The sequence below is a fragment of the Winogradskyella pulchriflava genome (assembly GCF_042434315.1).
Taxonomy (GTDB): Bacteria; Bacteroidota; Bacteroidia; order Flavobacteriales; family Flavobacteriaceae; genus Winogradskyella; species Winogradskyella pulchriflava.
Map to the genome: position 1 here is coordinate 154600 of NZ_JBHLTQ010000004.1, position 20575 is coordinate 175174.

A 20575-nucleotide genomic window follows, 5' to 3' on the forward strand; every position below is an offset into this window, starting at 1 on the left:
ATAACCAAAATGGCTATGTATGAAATATTGTCATAAGTGTTTGTAAAAATCAACTTAATTTTAAATGGCATTTTGTAATTTTAAACCATGAATACTCCATTAGCCGAAAGACTGAGACCACAACGTTTAGACGATTATTTGAGCCAACAACATTTAGTGGGTAAAAACGGTATGCTATACCAACAAATAAAAAGTGGTATTATTCCGTCATTAATTCTTTGGGGACCACCTGGCATTGGCAAAACGACTTTGGCTAATGTTATTGCCAATGAATCTGAACGTCCATTTTTTAAACTTAGCGCCATTAACTCTGGTGTAAAAGATATTAGAGAAGTTATAGACAAAGCCAAAAAAAGTGGCGGTTTATTTACGGCTAAAAATCCCATCTTATTTATTGATGAGATTCATCGGTTTAGTAAGTCGCAACAAGACTCACTTCTAGAAGCTGTTGAAAAGGGTTGGGTAACTTTAATTGGTGCCACAACCGAAAACCCAAGTTTTGAAGTCATTTCAGCATTACTTTCACGTTGCCAAGTTTATACTTTAAATGCGTTTAATAAAGAAGACTTAGAAGCGTTATTAAAACGTGCTATGCAACGAGATGATATTATCTCAAAATTAAATATTGAATTAAAAGAAACCGAAGCTTTACTAAGATTTTCGGGAGGAGATGCCAGAAAATTATTGAACATTTTTGAGTTACTGGTGACATCATCTGACCAAAAAACTATTGTTATCACCAATGACCTTGTGACTAAACAAGTGCAAAGCAAAGCGGCTCGCTATGATAAAACTGGTGAGCAACATTATGATATTATTTCGGCTTTTATAAAATCGATTCGCGGTAGCGACCCAAATGCAGCTGTGTATTATTTGGCTCGTATGATTGAAGGTGGTGAAGATGTAAAATTTATTGCTAGACGATTACTAATACTAGCGAGTGAAGATATTGGTAATGCTAACCCAACGGCTTTGGTTATTGCTAATAACACCTTTCAGGCTGTATCTGTAATTGGCAATCCTGAGTCTCGTATTATTCTCAGCCAATGCGCAACATATTTAGCAAGTTCACCAAAAAGTAATGCGGCTTACGAAGCTATAAATAAAGCTCAACAGTTAGTTAAAGAAACTGGAGATTTATCTGTGCCTTTATCTATTAGAAACGCACCAACAAAGTTGATGAGAGAACTCGGATATGGTGATGATTATAAATATGCGCACAGTTATCACAACAATTTTGCTGAGCACGAATTTATGCCACAGGAAATTGCTAATACCAAATTGTATGACCCTGGAAATAATGCAAGAGAGCAAGCACAACGCAATTATTTAAAAGCACTATGGAAAGAAAAATATGGTTACTAAAACTTTATATTAAGCTGTTTCTTATTTGACACTTTACCATTATTTTCAGAATAATACCAAAATCCATCTTCTTTATAAACTATTGCATTTTTATCTTTAACAATAAAGACATCATTGGCTGCAGTAGTTAATAGAACCATTACTATTTTAGGCTCTGAATCTACTAATTGATAGCCATTTTTAATGGTTTGTGCGTAATAAAATGATTCACTACTAACGGTTGCAGTTGGCTTTGTTTCTTTTTCTTCTTTCTTAGTATCAACCTTTGTCATTGACGCTTCTGATGGCTTTTTTGTCTCTTCAACTTTTGTGGTTTTTTCGGCTATGGCTTCAGTTTCAACATATTTATATTCTGCTTCAATAAAAGTTACAAAAGCATTTCTTAAGGCTTCTTGATAAGCTCTTTCGAAATCTTTTAACCGAGATTCGCCTACTTCAGATGTCATTATTATTTTACCAAAGCAATCTTTAAGTTCTATCTCTAGCTTTGTTTTAAAAAGACCACTTTTATCATTTGATACATCTGCCGTGAGCGCCATACATTTATTCTGTGCTAAATCTGCTGGCAAATCCTTTCCTAACACAAAAGCTTTATAGCCATATTTATTAAACAAGAATGCTGTTAACTCATTTAATTTATATTGACCGGGACTTTTCTGACATTCAAACTCATCCGAAACAATTATGTACTTATAGTTATTTAATTCATGTTGTGCTAATCCATAAAAACCCATTAAGCCAATTATAGAAAGTAGTGCTATTTTTTTTAACATTTTGATACTATTTTTTAAAGATGATTTACAATTTCATTTAGGGCAATTACCCTTTTATAGTTATGATTACTGTTATTGTTTTTATAGTCGAAATGAATAACATCCATTCCTAAATTAACTGCGCCTTCAATATCTGCTTCAATGCTATCTCCAATCATAACACTTTCATTTGCACTGGCATTTGCCAAATTTAAAGCAAATTTAAAAATCTTTGGGTTAGGTTTCTTTACTCCAACCATTTCAGAATTTGTAATGGTCTTAAAATAATCTCTTATTTTAGAGTTTGCCATTTTTCGTTCTTGTGCTTCTTCAAACCCGTTAGTAATGATATGCAATTGATACTTGCTTTTAAGATAATCAAGAATTTCAAAAGTGCCATCAAAAAGATGGTTAAATGTTGTTAAATGCTCTATATATGCTACCGACAAATGATTTATCATAGCATCTTCAATAGAGACTCCCAAAGCATTAAAAGCGTCATTTAGCCTCCCATATCGTAAATCAGATTTTGTTACGCGTTCCTCTCGATAAAGTTTCCAATACTTTAGATTTATGGGTTCATAGACATCAATAAATTCCTTTAGGTTAATATCAATAGTATTTAATTTAAAAATCTTATCGAATGTTAGCATAGAATTCTTGTCAAAATCCCACAGTGTATGGTCTAAATCAAAAAATACATGTTTTATACTTTGCTTCATTCCGCTGATTCTAATATTAAATTAAACAGAGATCTATAACTTTCCCAACGGCTTAAATTACTAAAAGTGTAGTTATGAAATATTGCAGTAAATGTACCATTAACAGCCTTTACTTCATCTATAAGTTTTTGCAAATGTTCTTTTTTATCTAGCTCTGATTGGTATTTCAGCAATGCAAAATCTAAACAGTGATAAGGGTTTATTTGCAATGGTGTTTGCACCTCATAATCTAAATCGTAAAACTGAAATGGCGTACATGTACCAGCTCTAAAACCAAGTGTATCAATATAACCCATTGTAAAGTCTTGGTTTATTTCTAGCTCTACCAAATTTCTGTAAGATTGTGGTAAGTTTAATTTAGAAAACGAATGTCTTACTGCTTTTAAATCGGTATTAATTATGGCCTCCATTTTTTGTTTTTCTTTTTTGAGAATAGCAATATCCTCCAAAGCAAAATAAGACACTTTAATACCCACATTACAATAATCTGCAATAGATTTTATAAGTGATACAAACTCTTTTTTATTGGTATTGATGTTTTTATCGTAGGTTGAATAATCGCCAATTAAAAACAAAACCATAAACTTAAAATCACTTTGTTTCTGTTTAGTAATAATCCATTTAAACGTATCATAAGGGTCGCGTTTAAAACCCATTAACACCAAATAACGTTGATATAATTGTTTTAATTTTAAACGTCCTATATCATTAAACGTACCACCTATTGTACGTAATATACCTTTTTTCCTAAAAAAGAATGCCATTGGAACATCGATGACAGGTTGTATTTTGTATTGCCGTTCTGGAAACTCAAAATCTGGAAAACGTTCTAGCAACACTTCTCTAAGCTTATATGCCCATATATCTACAACAGGTTGGTTTAAAAATCGATGGTTATACGCTAAGCTTTCCTTTGCCATAAATCTGCCAAACTCATCCTTTACATGCGGCATATATTCTTCGTACCGACTCAATAAATAGAAAGATGCCGCAAAAATATCGTAAGGCAAATCACTTCGTTCACCTGCAGCAAAAAAACCTTTAGTATTATCCCACTGCTGAACACTGATGTCCAAATCCGATAGACCTTGCTCAAACAGCAACTCATTACTCCTTACAAATAGCTCGTTACTTAAGGGTTGCTTGGTATAAGACATCTTAAGGCTATCGTGCGCAATAAAATCTTCAACTTTAGACGTAAAAGATACATCTATACCCAATATACGTTTACAAATATGCTTAAACGTGTAGGTAATTCTTGGTGTAATTTTATGCGTGTAAACTAGTAGCATTATAATATATCTTCATCTGCGAAACTAAAATACGCTTTCTCAGTTATAATAAGGTGGTCTAAAACTTTAATATCCAAACTTTCTGCAGCTGTTTTTAGTTTTTGGGTAATGTCTTTGTCTGCTTTACTAGGTATTAACGTACCAGACGGATGGTTATGGCACAAAATTAAAGCTGTGGCACCAGCTTCTAATGCTGTTTTTAACACCAAACGCACATCGACCAAAGTTCCTGTAATTCCACCTTTGCTCAGTTGACTTTTATGGATGATTTTATTTGAATTATTGAGGTATAAAATCCAAAATTCTTCATGTGGCAACTCACCTAAAATTGGTTGCATAACATTATAGACAGATTGGCTCGACGTCACCTTCTCTAATCGCATACCATCTTCTAAGCGTCTTCTCCTTCCCAATTCTAAAGCTGCAGCTATAGATATGGCTTTGGCTTCTCCAATGCCTTTAAATTCCATTAACTGTTTTATTGACAATTTCCCTAAAGCATTAAGGTTATGATCAACACTTGCTAAAATCCGCTTGCATAAATCAACAGCGCTTTCTTCTCTACTACCAGAACCAATAAGAATTGCCACAAGTTCTGCATCACTTAAAACAGCTTTTCCTTTGTCCCTAAGTTTTTCTCTTGGTTGGTCATCTTGCGACCAATTTTTAATGGAGAATGAAGTCGGTTTTTCTGACATGCTCTAAAGATAAAAAATTGTAAATTTAAGCGTCAATTAAAAACAAATAAAATGAAATCAATTTTTGAAGAAAAAGCCTATAACGAAATAAAAACTCGCCTCAATAACTTAAACGAAAACTCTCAGGCAAATTGGGGAAAAATGAATGTTGGGCAAATGGCATGGCATTGCCAAGGACCTTTTAATATTATTTTAGGAAAAAATGATTATGGCATGAAACCTAATTGGTTCGCTAAAGTTTTCTTTAAAAAATCGTTATATAATGATAAAAAATGGAGTAAAGGATTACCCACGGCCAAGTTCTTAAAAACGAAAGAAAACAAAGATTTTAATACAGAAATAGCAACTCTAAAAGCTTTAATTGACGAGACCTATTCGTATAAAGAAAAAACCGAGTGGGAACCGCATCCTGCATTTGGATATTTTACGAAACAACAATGGGGACAAATGCAATACAAGCATTTAGATCATCACTTTAGACAATTTGGAGTATAGCTTCGAATACGCTCAGCTACCAGTGATTAATTTCAATTGAAAAATGACTAATAAAAATTCAGTATTAAAAATTAGTAAATAATCATTATTCATTTACATGAACTACCCTCCAAAACACCACCAAGATAATGACATCAATCACATGATTGAAGTCATAAAAACCTACCCTTTAGCGACTGTAATTTCTGTAAAAGATAATCTTCCACTAATAACACATTTACCATTGGTATATGAAGATGAAAAACTTATAGGACATATAGATATTTACAATCCGCAAACAGAATTACTTAAAAACAATAACGATGTCACCATCTTATTTGGCGGACCTCAGTGCTATATTTCTCCTACAATATATTCTACAACACAGCTACCAACGTGGAATTACATTAAAGTCCACCTCAAAGGAAAGGTAAAAGCCATTGAAAGCAAAATAGCTTTAAAGCAGTCGTTAATTACTATGACTGAATTTTTAGAAGCACCAGACCACAACTATGTTTTAGAACCAGATAACCCAAGATTGGATGCTAATCTCAATTATATTGAAATGTTCGAAATTTCTATAACTCATTGGGAAGGGAAGTTTAAACTCTCACAAGATAAAAACCCAAAGGATATTAGGTTAGCTCGTGAGGAATTACTTAGAGCAAATCAAGAAAACATAAAACAATTTTTAGATAAGGTATTTTAAATTCAAAACACATGAAACATTTATTAGTATTTTTTATTATTCCGTTTTTATTATTTAATTCCACAGACCAGAAACAAGATTTTGTTGGTAAATGGATAGGTGAAGACAAAGGTGAAATTGGTTATATCATTTTTGATGACGAAGGATATGCCACTTTTGAAATAGGCGGACAGACCATGGGAGGAAAAGAATTTTTTATAAATGGTACACAAGGAAAAATGACCTACAGTATCAATTACGAAACCAATCCCATTGAAGTTGATTTTACGATTACAAAAATACTGTCAGGAGAATCAAAAACAGTTCTAAGTATCGCAGAATTCATTGACGAAGACGCCATGACATTTAATATGAGTTTTAACGATATAAGACCTACTGATTTTGGAGAAAGTTCAATTACGTTGAAACGTGTTAAATAATTATAAAAACGAAGTCTCAAGTTTCAAAATTCGTAACTTAATACACTGATTTTTTTTTAATTAAAACACAGCATTATGAAAGATTTAAAAAAAGAAGACATTCAACAAGAGGTTTTCGACCTCTATGACGACTATGCACACAACAAGCTCAATCGCAGGCAGTTTGTTGAAAAACTTTCCATATATGCTGTAGGTGGCGTTACAGTGTCGTCTCTTTTAAGCTTTATGTCTCCAGATTATGTCAACAGCTTATTGGTACAACCAGATGACCCAACGCTAGATTCAAAATTTATTGAATATGAGTCGCCAAAAGGTGGTGGAACAATTAAAGGACTTCTTTCTAAACCAACAACTATTGACAAAAAACTACCTGGTGTGGTTGTTGTACACGAAAACAGAGGCTTAAACCCTTATGTAGAAGATGTTGGAAGACGCACTGCTAAAGCTGACTTTATTTCTCTAGCTCCAGATGCACTGTCTCCGTTAGGAGGTTATCCTGGAAATGATGATGATGGAAGAGAAATGCAAAAAAAGCGTGATAGAAATGAAATGTTAGAGGATTTTATAGCTGCTTACCACTACCTCAAAAACCACAAAGATTGTAATGGCAATGTTGGTGTTGTGGGCTTCTGTTTTGGAGGTTATATTTCTAATATGATGGCTGTACGCTTACCAGAATTAGGTGCTGCGGTTCCATACTACGGCAGGCAACCCGAAGCTGAGGATGCTAAAAAAATTAAAGCTCCGCTTCTACTCCAATACGCAGAATTAGACACTAGAGTTAATGCTGGTTGGCCAGCATTTGAAGAAATTTTAAAAGCAAACAACATAGAGTACACAGCTTATATTTATCCTGAAGTGAATCATGGTTTTCACAACAACACAACGCCAAGATATGATAAAGAAGCAGCCAATTTATCTTGGGAACGCACCATTGCTTTTTTTAAGAAACACTTAAAAGATTGAATTGGTGATTTAAATAAAACTAAAATCGTTTTTTATAGACTCAACTCATCAGAATTATATAGTCAAGCTATTTACATCCAAATAAAACGTCTTGTAAGGTTTCAATAAATACCTTACTAATGTATCTTTACACCCCATTAAAAATGGAAATCTATGCAAGACAATAATATGCTTAACTATATACAAAACGTATTAAAAAATTTACCTAAAGACTGGTTAAACCTAACTACACATCGTTTAGATATTTACAATGAAAAATTAGCTAAAACACAATTTTTAGATGAGTTTGAAATCTTATTTAAAGAAAACAATTTTAATCCAGAAGCTTTAAGTGAATTACCAACTGCTTACGATTATATTCGTTTAGGGCATCCGTTATCTTGTGTTTTAGAATGGACCATTGCCAACTTGCATGGACTACAACCAGAACAGGTGATTAGTTTTTCGTCACAAACGGTTCCTGTTTTGGCTATTTTAAGAACTAATTTATTAGAACATAAAGACACACAAATCTTTTACACTAATGATTTACCAGCTTTTTTTAATGCTGATATTATAAAGCAAGTGTATGGTTATAATTTTGAACTAAAGCAAGTTGAGAGTGCAGAAGCGGTTTCAGAATTTGAAGGCAGTACAGTTTTCATTTCAGACCAACATGAATTCTCAACGACTCAACTTAACCCAAATATTGACTTTTACGTTAATAATCATGCGCATTTAGGAAGCGTATTACTCGTTAATGGTGAACAAAACCATAGTTATATTTCAGACATTCAGCATGTGAGACGTCGCGAAACTATTGCTATGACTCCTGCTAATTGTTTGGTAGCCTTAAAAGCGTTAACAGAACAAACGTCCATTACCAATAAAGACAATAACCTAGAAGCGAATAAAGCAAGCGTTTTAAATTCAATTAAGGAGATTAATGGCACAACATCTCAGCCTTTAGTCGGTTCTAGTGGACTTTCTGTGCAATATGCTATTATGATGGGCTTGGTGGACTATTCCATAGAACATCATAAAGGCAAGGCCATTAAATTTGTGGTACCACCAAATTGTTATGGAGGAACCAATGACCAAGCTAGACGTGTTGCTGCTTGTTTAGACAATGTGGAAGTGGTGGATTTACCCGTAGATGGCGTTAATGACATGGTGCAAAGCATCCATAACGTCTTAGATGAAATTGCGCAGGACGATGCCATTCCATATATCATTGCCGAAATCCCAACCAACCCTCGTGTTGAAGTTCCGGATTTACAAAAACTGAAAGAAGCTTTGAGCAAAACGCGCAAAACAGCTTCTGGTGAACTAGCAATTGATCCTGTTTTTATTTTAGATCAAACCTTTTGTCCTAATGTGCATTTTTTAGGTGAAGGCGAAATACTATCTACAATGCGTACCATCTCTTATGCTAGTGGTTCTAAATTTCCAAGTGGTGGAAAATGTACAGCTGGCTATGTTGTAGGAAATGCCAAAGTAGATGCCATAATGAACAAAATAGACTTCCATCTTACACTTTGCGATAACGAAGCGACTGCACTTCAATATGAGATTTTGGCAAAGCAATTACCATCTATGAATCAGAGAATTGCGGATGCGTATAAAAACACACGCGAGTTTGTAAACTTTATTCAGGACACCTTACCAGAAGCGAAAATCAATTTTGTTTCTGAGGAATTGGCAGCACAAGGCTTTACTCCATCTGTGTTTTCTTTAGACCTACCAACCAAAGGAAATACTCCTGAAGAAAAAGAAACCTATAAACGCGCTTTGAACCATAGATTAATCAATCTAATGATTACCGAAATCCCTAACGAAAGTAAATACTGTGTTAGTTACGGTCAGTTAAAAGGCTGTTATTGGACCATACCTGCAACCTCAACACAGGGCACAACAAAAGAAGGCGATAAAGATTATATTGCACGTGTGGCATTGTCGCCAGATATGGATTTGGAAAAGCATAAGGGAGTGTTTGCTGATTTTGTTTCTAAGATTTAGGAACCGCTAATTCTATACTATCACGTCAGTTCGAGTAATTTTTCATTTTTGAAAAATTGTATCGAGAACTGTTTTAGTATTAAGGCTGTTCTCGATACATTTATTGATTCTTCGTTTCATCTCGAATCAATAAACACTCGAACTGACGTAAGAATAAGAAATTTACAATTTGCCATTCAGAGGGAAGTATGACCGAAAAATCTGTATTTACCATATTGTTAGTTGAGATTCTTCGCTGCGCTCTGAGTGACAAAAAAAAAGATAATACAAATGGAAATTCTACAATGGATACAAAATTGGTTTAAGTCGCAATGTGATGGCGATTGGGAAAAAGATGAAGTAATTCAAATCACAAACTTAGCCACTCCAGGTTGGGAAGTAGAAATTGACATCTCAAAAACATCCATAGCCAATTTAGAAATAAAATGGATTCTTAACGAAATTAACCGACAAGATTGGTATGGCGTTAAAGTTGAAAACCAAAAATTTTTAGCGGCAGGTGATGCTGGTAAACTTATTTTTTTACTAGATCTTTTTAAGCAAATGATTGATAAGGTTGAGAATGAGTAGGTTTGAATTTTTAGAAAATTTTACTATTCTTACAGATATTTAAAATTTAAATCAACCAGTTGAAAGGAAAAAACTATATACTAACTATTGCAATAGATAATTATTCAGATTCAAATTTTACAAATTTGAATAATGCAAAACTAGATGCTGAAAATATTCAAAATGTACTATTAGACAACTATGGATTTGACTTAATAGAAGATTCAATTACAGATAAAAATGCAACAAGAGAAAAAATTATTAATACTCTTGCCTCATTATCTAGCATACTAATGCCCAATGATAATATCATAATATATTATGCTGGTCATGGGATAATAAATGAAAGAAGTGGAATAGGATATTGGGTTCCATACGACGCACAATATCACTCAATTGCCACTTATATAAATAACTCAACAATAATTGATTTAGTTGAATCTATAGAAGCTAAACATCTATTTCTAGTCTCTGATTCTTGTTTTTCAGGATCGTTTATATCAAGAAATAGATCAGCCGAGTTTTCTCGTGCTTATAAAAAGTTAAATGAAAAGTCATCACGATGGATATTGACTTCAGGAAGAGTTGAAAGGGTTACGGACGGAGAACCCTTAAAAGGAAGTCCGTTTGCTAATTCATTTTATGATTATTTAAACAACAACAGAGAAGCTTATTTTTCTTTGTCAGAGCTAGCTAATTATGTAAAAAAAGAAACTAGCTCACAAACGAATCAACAACCTGTATGCGCTCATCTTTCGTTTCACAATAATCAAGGAGGCGAAATGGTCTTTAAATATAACCCAAATCAAGGTAAAAGCAAAGAAGGTTGGGAGGCAAAATTTGAAGAATTTTGTAATTCAAAAGAAACAATAAAAGAATGGCCACATATATCCCAGTATAACCCTAACACAAAATCATTAGGCAGATGGTGTTCAGATCAACGTAGTTTCAAAAGAGCAAAAAAACTTAGCCCAGATCGTGAAAGAAGATTAATTGAAGCTGGTTTTGTTTTTAATCCTTATGTAAAAAAATTCTACACTGGTTTTGGTAAGTTTATGGCATTTATGCACATGACTGGTTATAATTATGTGCCTTCACATTTAAGAAAACAGTATAACGTTGAAATAGCTTGGTTGAGACTTCAACGAAATAGTTTCAGAAAAGATCCTGAAAATTATCCTAAATACAGATATGATTTATTAATCAAAAATGGAATTGCTCTACACACTACTTCTAACGAAGAGATATGGGATGAGTTTTGTATTGAATTGATTAAATTTTATTCTAATAATGAAAAATTTATTACTATCCCATCACAAGTTTCAAAGGATAAAAAAGTTAGTTGGTTAGGCAACAAGTTGAATGATTATATGTATTACTGGAAGCAAGGCAAATTGGCAGATGAAAAAGTAGAGTTTTTATCAAAATATGTGGATATCGATTACCAGAAAAATAAGCACAAAAGGTATTTCCGTAAAAAAATTGAAGAATTTAAAAAGTTTCAGAATGGTGATAGAAATAAAATCCCAAAACAAAGTGGTGATGAAAAAGCTCTTGGTCGTTGGTACGCTCAAATTAAATGTGCATTAAATGAGGGTACTAAAAAGTCCTTACCAAATTGGAAAATAGAAATTCTAAAAGAAGAAGGAATAATCTAAATTAAGAGATTAAAATACTCTAACAATCTCTCTACCACCTCAAAATTCAAACTTTTTGTCATTCCGCACTTGATGCGGAATCCATATGTATAGAAAATTATAAATGAGATCCTGAAACAAGTTCAGGATGACAAAACTTTAAAACAGTTTTGTCACCTCATCAAAATCCAAACCACCATAATTACCAGAACTCATTAATAACAAAGACTTATTATCAAAATTCTGAGAGAATAAGAAGTTTTTAAAATCATCTGGATTGGTATAGATGATTAAATCATCGCGTTCAAAAGCATTGGCAATTTGTTGCTCAGTCACTTCTTCTAGTTTCTTAATTTCTACAGCATGTGGTGAGTAAAACACTACTGCAACATCAGCAGCATCTAATGCACCTTTGTATTCTTTTAGAAATTCGGCATTAAGGCTACTATACGTATGTAATTCTAAACAAGCGACTAAAGTTCTGTCACTATACTGTTCTTTTAAGGCTTTGGTTGTGGCTTCTACTTTACTTGGTGAATGTGCAAAATCTTTGTAAGCAATACTATTTTTAGATTCTGCAATTTTCTCTAAGCGTTTGCTTGCTCCTTTAAAAGTAGAAATAGCTTCGTAGAAATCGTCTTCATCAATACCCATGTGTTGGCAAATCCATTTGGCTCCAGCTAAGTTATTTAAGTTGTGAGCTCCAAATACTTCAATTGGCATTGGGCCTTCTGGAGTTTCTAAAAGTGTTTCACCATCTTCAACAGTATATTCTGGAGTGCGATAAGCAATCTTACGTATTTGGTTTTCCGATGCTTCTACGACACGCTTAACTTCTTCATCTTCCTCATTATAATTAATACTTCCGCCTCTAACAATAGAATCTACAAAAATGCTAAACTGCTCTACGTAATTTTCGTAGGTAGGAAATACATTAATATGATCCCAAGCAATGCCACTTAACAAAGCAATATTAGGTTTGTACAAATGAAATTTTGGTCGCATATCTATTGGCGAACTCAAATACTCATCACCTTCAAGCACCATAAAATCATTGTCTTCTGTGAGTTTTACCATTACATCAAAACCTTCAAGCTGCGCACCAACCATATAATCTACATCTCTGTCGTGATAATGCATTACGTGCAAAATCATTGAGGTAATCGTCGTTTTACCATGACTGCCTCCAATAACCACACGTGTTTTGTTTTTGGATTGCTCGTATAAAAATTCTGGATAACTGTAGATTTTAAGACCTATTTCTTGGGCTTTTAGTAATTCTGGATTGTCAGCCTTTGCATGCATACCTAAAACAATAGCATCCAAATCTGATGTGATTTTCTCAGGATACCAACCAAAGGTTTCAGGTAATAAGCCTTTAGCTTCTAGTCTCGATTTTGAAGGCTCAAAAATAGTATCGTCGCTTCCTGTTACTTTATATCCTTTATTGTGAAGTGCTAAGGCCAAATTGTGCATTGCTGCACCTCCAATAGCAATAAAATGTACGTTCATAAAATTCTTAAAATAAGTGTTGTAAAAATACTATAAGTTTTTAGAAACGATATGCCCAAACAGAAATTATGAGGATCTCTTCTTAAGATGGCATAATTATAACACAGAGCTACACAGAGAAGTCACAAAGATTCGCAAAGAAAAAAGACTGAAATAAAACTCACCAATAATCACAATCAGTATGTTTAGCTACTTTGCGGCTTTGCGAGAAAAACTAAATACCTTCCTTAAACTCCTGAAAAACCTCAATATCTGGCAGACCAGCAATAGCCTTGTCAATCCATTTTAAGGCTTCGGATTTATTCTCTTTGTGTTTGTAAATTTGTGCTAAGCGGTAATAAGCCCATTCTTTTGGTACACCATCTTTAGAAGAGTGATTGGCGATATAGGCTTTTATGCACTTTTCGCCTTTTTCTAATTGAATATTGTAATCTGCACACACTTTGCCTATCTGATAATGTAGCGCATTACGCTGTAGTTTTTGATGCGCTTCTTCCATATTTTCTATGGCTTTTTCTGGCTGCTTTTGCCCTTCGTAGAAATTGGTCAATTTTTCATAACACGTTACTGAGCCACCTACCTTAATAGCCAGTCGGTAATATTTTTCAGCTAATTCTGGTTCGTCATCATATTCGTAAACGTAACCTTTTGCCAAATAACCATCTACTTTAGATAGGTTTTCTAATTCTTGTGCATATTTAAGTGCTTTAGAATTGCTTCCTCCTACAATTCCAGGTAACGAGACATACAGCTCTACAAGAGCCCAACGTGTGTCAATATGATTTGGGTCCAGCTCTGCAGCTTTATGAAATGCTTCTTTTACGTCACCAATAATTCCAAGTGCTCTTAGTTTACTAACACTTAAGGCTTTCATGCCTAAAGCACCACCATATTTATAATGATAATTGGCTTTATTTGGATACCTATCTTTCAGTTTTTCGTATTGCTCAATGGCTTCATCCCATTTTTTTTGATGTCCATAAGCATCTCCTAAAAGTTCAATAGCTTCTACATCATCTGGATTAGTTTCCAAAAATGAAATCATTTCACTCTGCGCACTTTTAAACTGCTTATTAGCAATAAAAGTGGATGCCTTTTCCTTCGCTGTTTGGGAAAAGCACATTGTTGAAATTAAGAATATCCAAAAAAATTTATACATATAACGTTTAAAAAACTTACGCAAAAATACAATTAATGGTTTAGTCGTAAAATCTTAATTTAATAACGTTCCGTTTCACTCACAAATTGTTTAACTTCACTCATCAAAATAACAGGTTAACTCATTACTGCTATTTTTGGAATACCTTTTGAAGGTATTTTGTAGAAAATTACAATACATGAAAAATTATATATCTATACTCATGCTAATTTGCTTTGCTTCCTTTTCTAATGCTCAAAACAATTTTGACAGTCAATGGGAAGCTGTTACCAAGTTTGAAAATGAAGGCCTTACAAAAAGTGCTGCAGATTTGGTAAATACCATTTACAAAGATGCTGTTAAAGCCAAAAACAAACAGCAACAAATTAAAGCCTTACTTCACAAGAGTAAATACATGCTAACGCTCGAAGAAGATGCACAACTCAATATCGTTAATCTTTTTAAAGCTGAAATTGAAACTAGCGATATAGTGACCAAGCATCTTATGGAAAATATGCTGGCAACCTTGTATTGGCAGTATTTTCAGCAAAACAGATATAAATTTTACAACCGTACAAAAACAGAAAACAAGGTTGACGAGGTTGACTTTAGAACGTGGGATTTAGAAACGCTTTTCCATGAGATTCATGTGTATTACCAACGCTCTTTAGAAAATGGAATTTTATTGCAACAAGAACCTTTGGATGACTACAAAATTCTTATTAATGAAGTAGAAGGTTCAAAATTATACAGACCTACGCTATACGATTTATTAAGTCATAATGCCTTAACATTTTACAAAACAAGTGAAAATTCAATAACACAACCAGCCTATAAATTTATTATTGATGATGCTAAATATCTAAGCGACAGCGAACGCTTTATCAACTTAGATTTAACAGCAAAAGACTCACTATCATTACAGTTACATGCTTTGAAGATTTATCAAAATTTATTGAAGTTTCATCGTGACAATCCGCCTTCAAAAGCATTTGTAGCTACAGATTTAGAACGCTTAAATTTTGTATATCAACATGCTTCTTTGGAAAATAAAGACCATTTACTTTTAGAGACTTTGAGAGACAAAGCAGAAGTTTTAAAGTCGTCTCCACTTTCGGCATTGTACAATTTTGAAATTGCAGATTTACTAAACCGACAAGGCAACAATTACGACAGCAATCCTTATGAAGGTGATGTTGACGAAACCCATCGTTGGAAGTTAAAAGAAGCTATAGAACTTTGTAATGCTGTGATTGCAGCATATCCAAATAGCGATGGAGCAAAAAAATGCGAAGTTTTAAAACACAACATAGCGACTCCTTCATTGTCTTTAGAAGCGGAGAGCTTTATTGCTATCAATTCGCCATCAAGAGTATTGGTGCATTATGAAAATTTAACTGCTTTAGATTTTAAAATTTACAAAGTCAGTCAAAAGCAATTAGAAAAATACAATAGCATCTATCAACTAAATGAAAAAGAAGATTTTTTCAAAAAGCTTGATGCTGTTGAGACGCTATCAAGCACTTTAAAAAATGAGGGAGATTACCAAAGGCACAACACTGAGGTTGTACTTCCAAAATTACCAAACGGCTTATACCTCATCAAAGCAGACACCAATACTGCTGACAACGTATTTGCCGCAGCTCATATTCAGGTTACGGATTTGGCATTGATTGAAAGCACTGAAAGCAACACACACTATTATCAATTAATCAACAGAATTAATGGTGCGCCAATTGTGGATGCGAAAGTAGAATTATCCTATACGCAAAATGGTTACAATCAACGTTGGACGAAAAAGTTTGTCACAGATCGTTTTGGGAAATTCAACTTCAAAAAAGACAATAATCGTTACAGAAATGTACAGATAAAAGCTACATACGAAGGCGACACAGGTTATTTTGGCGAGTACTACATTAATAGAGCGTACAATCAAACTATTAATAACGATACAAGGTATAATTCATTTTTATTCACTGACAGAAGCATTTACAGACCAGGACAAACCGTTTATTTTAAAGGTATTGCCACCCAATCTATAGATGGAAAAACAGAAGTTTTTGCAGATAATGCTGCTAAAATTAGACTCAAAAATGTGAATGGAGAAGTCGTTAGTGAGTTATTGCTTAAAACCAATGCCTTTGGATCAATACAAGGTGAATTTATTTTGCCCAACGATGGCTTAACCGGCAATTATACGATTGATATGTTTTGCGGTAATTATGGTTACGCCTATATCTCAGTAGAAGAATACAAGCGTCCTAAATTTAAACCAGAATTTCAGCCAATTACTGACACTTACAAAGTAAACGATAGCATTTCCGTAAACGGAACTGCTGTAGCTTTTGCAGGCAGCAATATCACGGATGCCAAAGTGGTATATCGTGTTTATAGAAAAGTGCAATTTCCAGGTTGGTACTATTGGAGACGACCATTTTACAACACAGAACCACAGGAAATCACTTTTGGTGAAGGCAAAACGAATGCCAAAGGTGAGTTTGATATTACGTTTAAGGCAATTCCGGACGAAAGTGTTTCAAAAGACAATCTCCCAGTGTTTGTATATGAAGTCACTGCAGACATCACAGACATTAATGGAGAAACAAGAACAGCCACAACGACTCTAAATGTGGGTTACCATGCTTTAACAGCAAAAATCAATGCTCCAGATGTCATAGATAAATCCAAGAAGGAAGCAAAAATCAGCATTACCACACAAAACTTAAATGGCGAATTTGTTGTAGCAAAAGGCACTTTAAAAGTTTACAAGCTTGTTGCTCCTAAAACTGTTTTACGTTCTAGACCTTGGCGTGCACCAGATTACCAAACATTATCCAAAGAGGAATTTAAAGCCTTATTTCCTCATGAAGCTTATGATGATGAAAGCTTAATATCTAACTGGAAAAAAGGTGAAGAAGTCTTCTCTACCAATTTTGATACAGAAAACGACAAAACCATTACTTTAAAAAAGCTAAATAAATGGGATTCTGGCGAGTACATTATTGTTTTAGAAAGTACTGACAAATATGGACAAGATGTAAAGGACCAAGTTTATACATCGCTATTTAGCAATGACGACAAAACCGTTGCGGATAACAAATTGTTTGAAGCTTCCTTGGACAAAGACAGTTACAAAGCTGGAGATATTGCTAAATTAACTTTAGGCTCTGCAGCAAAAGACATCACAGTTACTGTAGAAGTTGAAAAAGACCATAAAGTTATTGTTACAGAACTAGTAAAACTAAGTAACTCTAAACAAACTATTAGTATTCCTGTTTTAGAAGGCGATTTAGGTGGATTTGTAGTGAATTGCAGCTTTGCCTTTTTTAACGACTACAGATCAGAAAGCTATAGGGTTAATGTGCCTTATCCTAAAACCGATTTAGAAATTGAAACCACAACCTTTAGAGATAAGTTACAACCAGGACAAGACGAAATGTGGAGTTTTAAAATTAAAGGGCCAAAAGGAGATAAAGTCTCTGCTGAACTTTTAGCAAGTATGTACGATGCATCTTTAGATGAATTTAGAGCACACAATTGGACTTTCAACCCAATTAATAACCCAACCTATCGTGGTGGACTACATAAAAACTCAAGACAAAGTTTTGGCACTACAGATTTTAGATTGTTTAATCGTTTTAGTACCTCTACAAGCTATCCTCATCAAGGTTATGACCAGTTGAATTGGTTTGGGTTTTATTTTGGTTATGGTAGAACACAATACTTAATGAAAAGTAGAGCTCCTGGTATAAATATTGAAGCAGAAGTAGCTGACGCATTTGAATCTGACGAAAAATTGGAGTCTGTTGTTGTAATGGATAATGCAAATAAAAAATCTCTTATTTATCGCAGTGTTACTGAGCAAAGCGGTGGAACCATTATCGCAGGTTTAAATGAAATTGAAGAAGAAAGAAAAAAGAAAGTTGATTTAGACAACATCCAAATCCGAAAAAACCTAAACGAAACCGCATTCTTCTTTCCGCAATTACAAACTGATGCAGAAGGCAATGTGAGTTTCAACTTTAAAGCACCAGAAGCTTTAACTAAGTGGAAATTACAATTATTGGCGCACACTAAAACCTTAGAAAGTACAGTAACCCAATTGGAAGCTGTAACCCAAAAAGAGTTGATGGTTATTCCAAATGCTCCTCGTTTTTTACGCGAAGGAGATAAAATTAGAATCAGCACTAAGATTTCAAATCTTACAGAAAACGAATTGTCTGGAGTGGCAGAATTGATATTGACAAACCCAATAACGGGAGAAGATATGACCAAAAACTTGCTCAGTTCTTCCCCTCTGGGGAAGTTAGAAGGGGCTTCTTCTTTCTCTGTCGATGCCAAAGGAAATACGCAAGTCTCTTGGAACTTAGAAATTCCAGATGGCTTGCAAGCAGTGCAATATAAAGTCATTGCAAAAGCTGGTGATTTTAGCGATGGAGAACAAAATGCATTACCTGTACTTTCTAACAGAATGTTGGTTACGGAGACGATGCCAATGTGGATTCGTTCTAACCAGACCAAAACTTTTACCTTAGATAAGTTGAAGGATAATACGTCCACAACACTTAGCAACCATAAGTTGACGTTAGAAATGACCTCAAATCCGGCTTGGTATGCAGTTCAGGCGTTGCCGTACTTAATGGAATATCCTTACGATTGTAATGAGCAAACCTTTGCACGTTACTATTCTAATGCCTTAGCACAACACATTGTAAAATTGAATCCAAAAATTGAAGCCGTTTTTAATCAATGGAAATCGACTGATGCTTTATTAAGTAATTTGGAAAAAAATCAAGAATTAAAATCATTATTAATACAAGAAACACCTTGGTTACGCGATGCACAATCTGAAACCGAACAGAAAAAGCGCATTGGCTTATTATTCGATTTGAATAAAATGACTAATGAATTAAACGCTGCAAAACGAAAATTACAGCAAAATCAAATGCCTTCTGGTGCTTGGGCTTGGTTTAATGGAGGTCGTGAAAATCGTTACATCACACAACATATCATTGCCGGTTTTGGACATTTAAAACAGCTAAATGTTACAACATTACAAAACCATGATTTCGAAACCATTACAAATGCGCTACGTTATTTAGACGCTGAATTTGTGAAAGAATATAAAGACTTAAAAAAGTACGATAAGGATGTGGACCTAAGCAAAGACCATTTGTCTTATATGCAATTACACTACTTATATGTGCGTAGTTTTTATTCAGAAATCAAGCCTTCACAAGAGGTTGAAAAGATTATGGACTATTACCAAAGTCAGATTCAAAAGTATTGGATATCACGTTCGCTTTATGCCAAAGGTTTAATGACCTTAGCCATGCACAGAATGGATGATGACAAAACCGCTGGAAAGATTCTAAAATCATTAAAAGAAAACAGCATCACGTCTGATGAATTGGGTATGTACTGGAAAACCAACACCAACTCATGGTACTGGTACCAAGCACCAATAGAAACACAGGCTTTAATGATTGAGGCGTTTTCTGAAGTTGGTGATGTCATTCAGAGCGAAGCGAAGAATCTCAATGACATCGACAATTTGAAAATATGGTTACTAAAAAACAAGCAAACCAATCAGTGGAAAACAACCAAAGCTACAACAGAAGCGGTTTACGCATTACTACTTCAAGGTAGCGATTGGCTAAGTGTTACAGATATGGTCGATGTAAAAGTTGGCAATGAAACCATTTCTCCAGCAACCTTAGACAACGTAAAACTCGAAGCTGGTACTGGATACTACAAAACCACTTGGACAGATTCTGAAATTAAAAAAGAGCAAGCCGATGTTACCATTACCAAAAAAGGAGATGGTATAGCTTGGGGAGCTTTATACTGGCAATATTTTGAGGATTTAGATAAAATCACTTCTGCCGAAACACCTTTAAAGTTAAGTAAAAAACTCTTCTTAAAAACAAATACAGACAAAGGTGAAGAGATTTCAGAAATTACTTCAGATACTAAACTAAAAGTTGGTGATTTAGTAAGAGTTCGTATAGAATTACGCACAGATCGCTCAATGGAATTTGTTCACCTTAAAGATATGCGTGCTGCTGGTTTTGAACCTATTAATGTGTTATCGCAATACAAGTGGCAAGATGGTTTAGGCTATTATGAAAGCACTAAAGATGCCGCAACCAATTTCTTTATGGATTACTTACCAAAAGGTGTTTATGTTTTTGAGTATGATCTAAGAGTGAATAATGCTGGAGATATGAGTAATGGTATTAGCACAATTCAATCTATGTATGCACCTGAGTTTAGTAGCCATAGTGAAGGTGTTAGGATTGTGGTTGGTGATTAGTTGTTAGCTGTTAGGAAAACTAATGAGA

The 20575-nt window shown here is 34.1% G+C and carries 15 protein-coding genes; 9 read left to right on the forward strand and 6 right to left on the reverse strand.

Annotated elements, in window-relative coordinates:
- Positions 1-87: 87 nt before the first annotated feature.
- On the forward strand, positions 88-1365 hold the full coding sequence (locus ACFFGA_RS09125; protein WP_386062811.1) for a replication-associated recombination protein A: 1278 nt from the start codon (positions 88-90) through the stop codon (positions 1363-1365).
- Here ACFFGA_RS09125 and ACFFGA_RS09130 read toward each other — a convergent pair.
- From ACFFGA_RS09130 to radC, 4 genes are read right to left on the reverse strand one after another with little or no spacing between them, the layout of a single operon-like run.
- The gene (locus tag ACFFGA_RS09130) at positions 1362-2138 is read right to left on the reverse strand and encodes a hypothetical protein (RefSeq protein WP_386062814.1); all 777 of its coding nucleotides are present in this window, start codon (positions 2136-2138) and stop codon (positions 1362-1364) included. The two genes, ACFFGA_RS09125 and ACFFGA_RS09130, sit on opposite strands and share 4 nt — an antisense overlap.
- 14 nt (positions 2139-2152) lie before the next feature.
- Positions 2153-2839 carry a YjjG family noncanonical pyrimidine nucleotidase gene (locus ACFFGA_RS09135; protein ID WP_386062817.1) on the reverse strand — a complete coding sequence of 229 codons (687 nt, stop codon included), beginning with the start codon at positions 2837-2839 and terminating at the stop codon, positions 2153-2155.
- Positions 2836-4131: a polysaccharide deacetylase family protein gene (locus tag ACFFGA_RS09140; RefSeq protein WP_386062820.1), complete on the reverse strand. Its 1296-nt coding sequence runs from the start codon at positions 4129-4131 to the stop codon at positions 2836-2838. The genes ACFFGA_RS09135 and ACFFGA_RS09140 overlap by 4 nt, the downstream gene beginning before the upstream one ends.
- The gene (gene radC / locus ACFFGA_RS09145) at positions 4131-4829 is read right to left on the reverse strand and encodes a RadC family protein (protein ID WP_386062823.1); all 699 of its coding nucleotides are present in this window, start codon (positions 4827-4829) and stop codon (positions 4131-4133) included. Before radC ends, ACFFGA_RS09140 begins: the two co-directional genes overlap by 1 nt.
- A 51-nt stretch (positions 4830-4880) precedes the next feature.
- On the opposite strand from radC, the gene ACFFGA_RS09150 reads away from it, so the two are divergent.
- From ACFFGA_RS09150 to ACFFGA_RS09180, 7 genes are all read left to right on the forward strand, one after another.
- On the forward strand, positions 4881-5324 hold the full coding sequence (locus ACFFGA_RS09150) for a DUF1569 domain-containing protein (protein ID WP_386062826.1): 444 nt from the start codon (positions 4881-4883) through the stop codon (positions 5322-5324).
- A gap of 97 nt (positions 5325-5421) precedes the next feature.
- Positions 5422-6012 (forward strand): FMN-binding negative transcriptional regulator, encoded by a 591-nt coding sequence (locus ACFFGA_RS09155; RefSeq protein ID WP_386062829.1) that lies wholly within the window; start codon positions 5422-5424, stop codon positions 6010-6012.
- A gap of 11 nt (positions 6013-6023) precedes the next feature.
- Complete coding sequence (locus ACFFGA_RS09160; RefSeq protein ID WP_386062831.1) at positions 6024-6431, forward strand: hypothetical protein; 408 nt, start codon at positions 6024-6026, stop codon at positions 6429-6431.
- A 75-nt stretch (positions 6432-6506) separates the two neighbouring features.
- Positions 6507-7397: a dienelactone hydrolase family protein gene (locus ACFFGA_RS09165; RefSeq protein WP_386062834.1), complete on the forward strand. Its 891-nt coding sequence runs from the start codon at positions 6507-6509 to the stop codon at positions 7395-7397.
- A gap of 153 nt (positions 7398-7550) precedes the next feature.
- Entirely contained in the window at positions 7551-9395 is a 1845-nt protein-coding gene (locus ACFFGA_RS09170; protein ID WP_386062837.1) for a PLP-dependent aminotransferase family protein, read from the forward strand.
- A gap of 270 nt (positions 9396-9665) precedes the next feature.
- The gene (locus ACFFGA_RS09175; protein WP_386062840.1) at positions 9666-9965 is read left to right on the forward strand and encodes an immunity 53 family protein; all 300 of its coding nucleotides are present in this window, start codon (positions 9666-9668) and stop codon (positions 9963-9965) included.
- Positions 9966-10024: 59 nt separating this feature from the next.
- Positions 10025-11602: a caspase family protein gene (locus ACFFGA_RS09180; protein ID WP_386062843.1), complete on the forward strand. Its 1578-nt coding sequence runs from the start codon at positions 10025-10027 to the stop codon at positions 11600-11602.
- 138 nt (positions 11603-11740) lie between these two features.
- Here the strand turns inward: ACFFGA_RS09180 and ACFFGA_RS09185 are convergent, their stop codons facing one another.
- The gene (locus ACFFGA_RS09185; RefSeq protein WP_386062846.1) at positions 11741-13093 is read right to left on the reverse strand and encodes a UDP-N-acetylmuramate--L-alanine ligase; all 1353 of its coding nucleotides are present in this window, start codon (positions 13091-13093) and stop codon (positions 11741-11743) included.
- A gap of 214 nt (positions 13094-13307) precedes the next feature.
- A complete protein-coding gene (locus ACFFGA_RS09190) occupies positions 13308-14252 on the reverse strand; it encodes a tetratricopeptide repeat protein (protein ID WP_386062849.1) in 945 nt (314 codons plus the stop codon).
- A gap of 178 nt (positions 14253-14430) precedes the next feature.
- Here ACFFGA_RS09190 and ACFFGA_RS09195 point away from each other — a divergent pair, with 178 nt between their 5' ends.
- Positions 14431-20547, forward strand: coding sequence for an alpha-2-macroglobulin family protein (locus tag ACFFGA_RS09195; protein ID WP_386062852.1), 6117 nt, complete (start codon positions 14431-14433; stop codon positions 20545-20547).
- The last annotated feature ends 28 nt before the right edge of the window (positions 20548-20575 follow it).

Bases quoted from the DNA above. Each gene is read 5' to 3' on its own strand.
- ACFFGA_RS09125 (WP_386062811.1), top strand. From the start codon at position 88: ATGAATACTCCATTAGCCGAAAGACTGAGACCACAACGTTTAGACGAT.
- ACFFGA_RS09130 (WP_386062814.1), bottom strand. From the start codon at position 2,138: ATGTTAAAAAAAATAGCACTACTTTCTATAATTGGCTTAATGGGTTTT.
- ACFFGA_RS09135 (WP_386062817.1), bottom strand. From the start codon at position 2,839: ATGAAGCAAAGTATAAAACATGTATTTTTTGATTTAGACCATACACTG.
- ACFFGA_RS09140 (WP_386062820.1), bottom strand. From the start codon at position 4,131: ATGCTACTAGTTTACACGCATAAAATTACACCAAGAATTACCTACACG.
- radC (WP_386062823.1), bottom strand. From the start codon at position 4,829: ATGTCAGAAAAACCGACTTCATTCTCCATTAAAAATTGGTCGCAAGAT.
- ACFFGA_RS09150 (WP_386062826.1), top strand. From the start codon at position 4,881: ATGAAATCAATTTTTGAAGAAAAAGCCTATAACGAAATAAAAACTCGC.
- ACFFGA_RS09155 (WP_386062829.1), top strand. From the start codon at position 5,422: ATGAACTACCCTCCAAAACACCACCAAGATAATGACATCAATCACATG.
- ACFFGA_RS09160 (WP_386062831.1), top strand. From the start codon at position 6,024: ATGAAACATTTATTAGTATTTTTTATTATTCCGTTTTTATTATTTAAT.
- ACFFGA_RS09165 (WP_386062834.1), top strand. From the start codon at position 6,507: ATGAAAGATTTAAAAAAAGAAGACATTCAACAAGAGGTTTTCGACCTC.
- ACFFGA_RS09170 (WP_386062837.1), top strand. From the start codon at position 7,551: ATGCAAGACAATAATATGCTTAACTATATACAAAACGTATTAAAAAAT.
- ACFFGA_RS09175 (WP_386062840.1), top strand. From the start codon at position 9,666: ATGGAAATTCTACAATGGATACAAAATTGGTTTAAGTCGCAATGTGAT.
- ACFFGA_RS09185 (WP_386062846.1), bottom strand. From the start codon at position 13,093: ATGAACGTACATTTTATTGCTATTGGAGGTGCAGCAATGCACAATTTG.
- ACFFGA_RS09190 (WP_386062849.1), bottom strand. From the start codon at position 14,252: ATGTATAAATTTTTTTGGATATTCTTAATTTCAACAATGTGCTTTTCC.
- ACFFGA_RS09195 (WP_386062852.1), top strand. From the start codon at position 14,431: ATGAAAAATTATATATCTATACTCATGCTAATTTGCTTTGCTTCCTTT.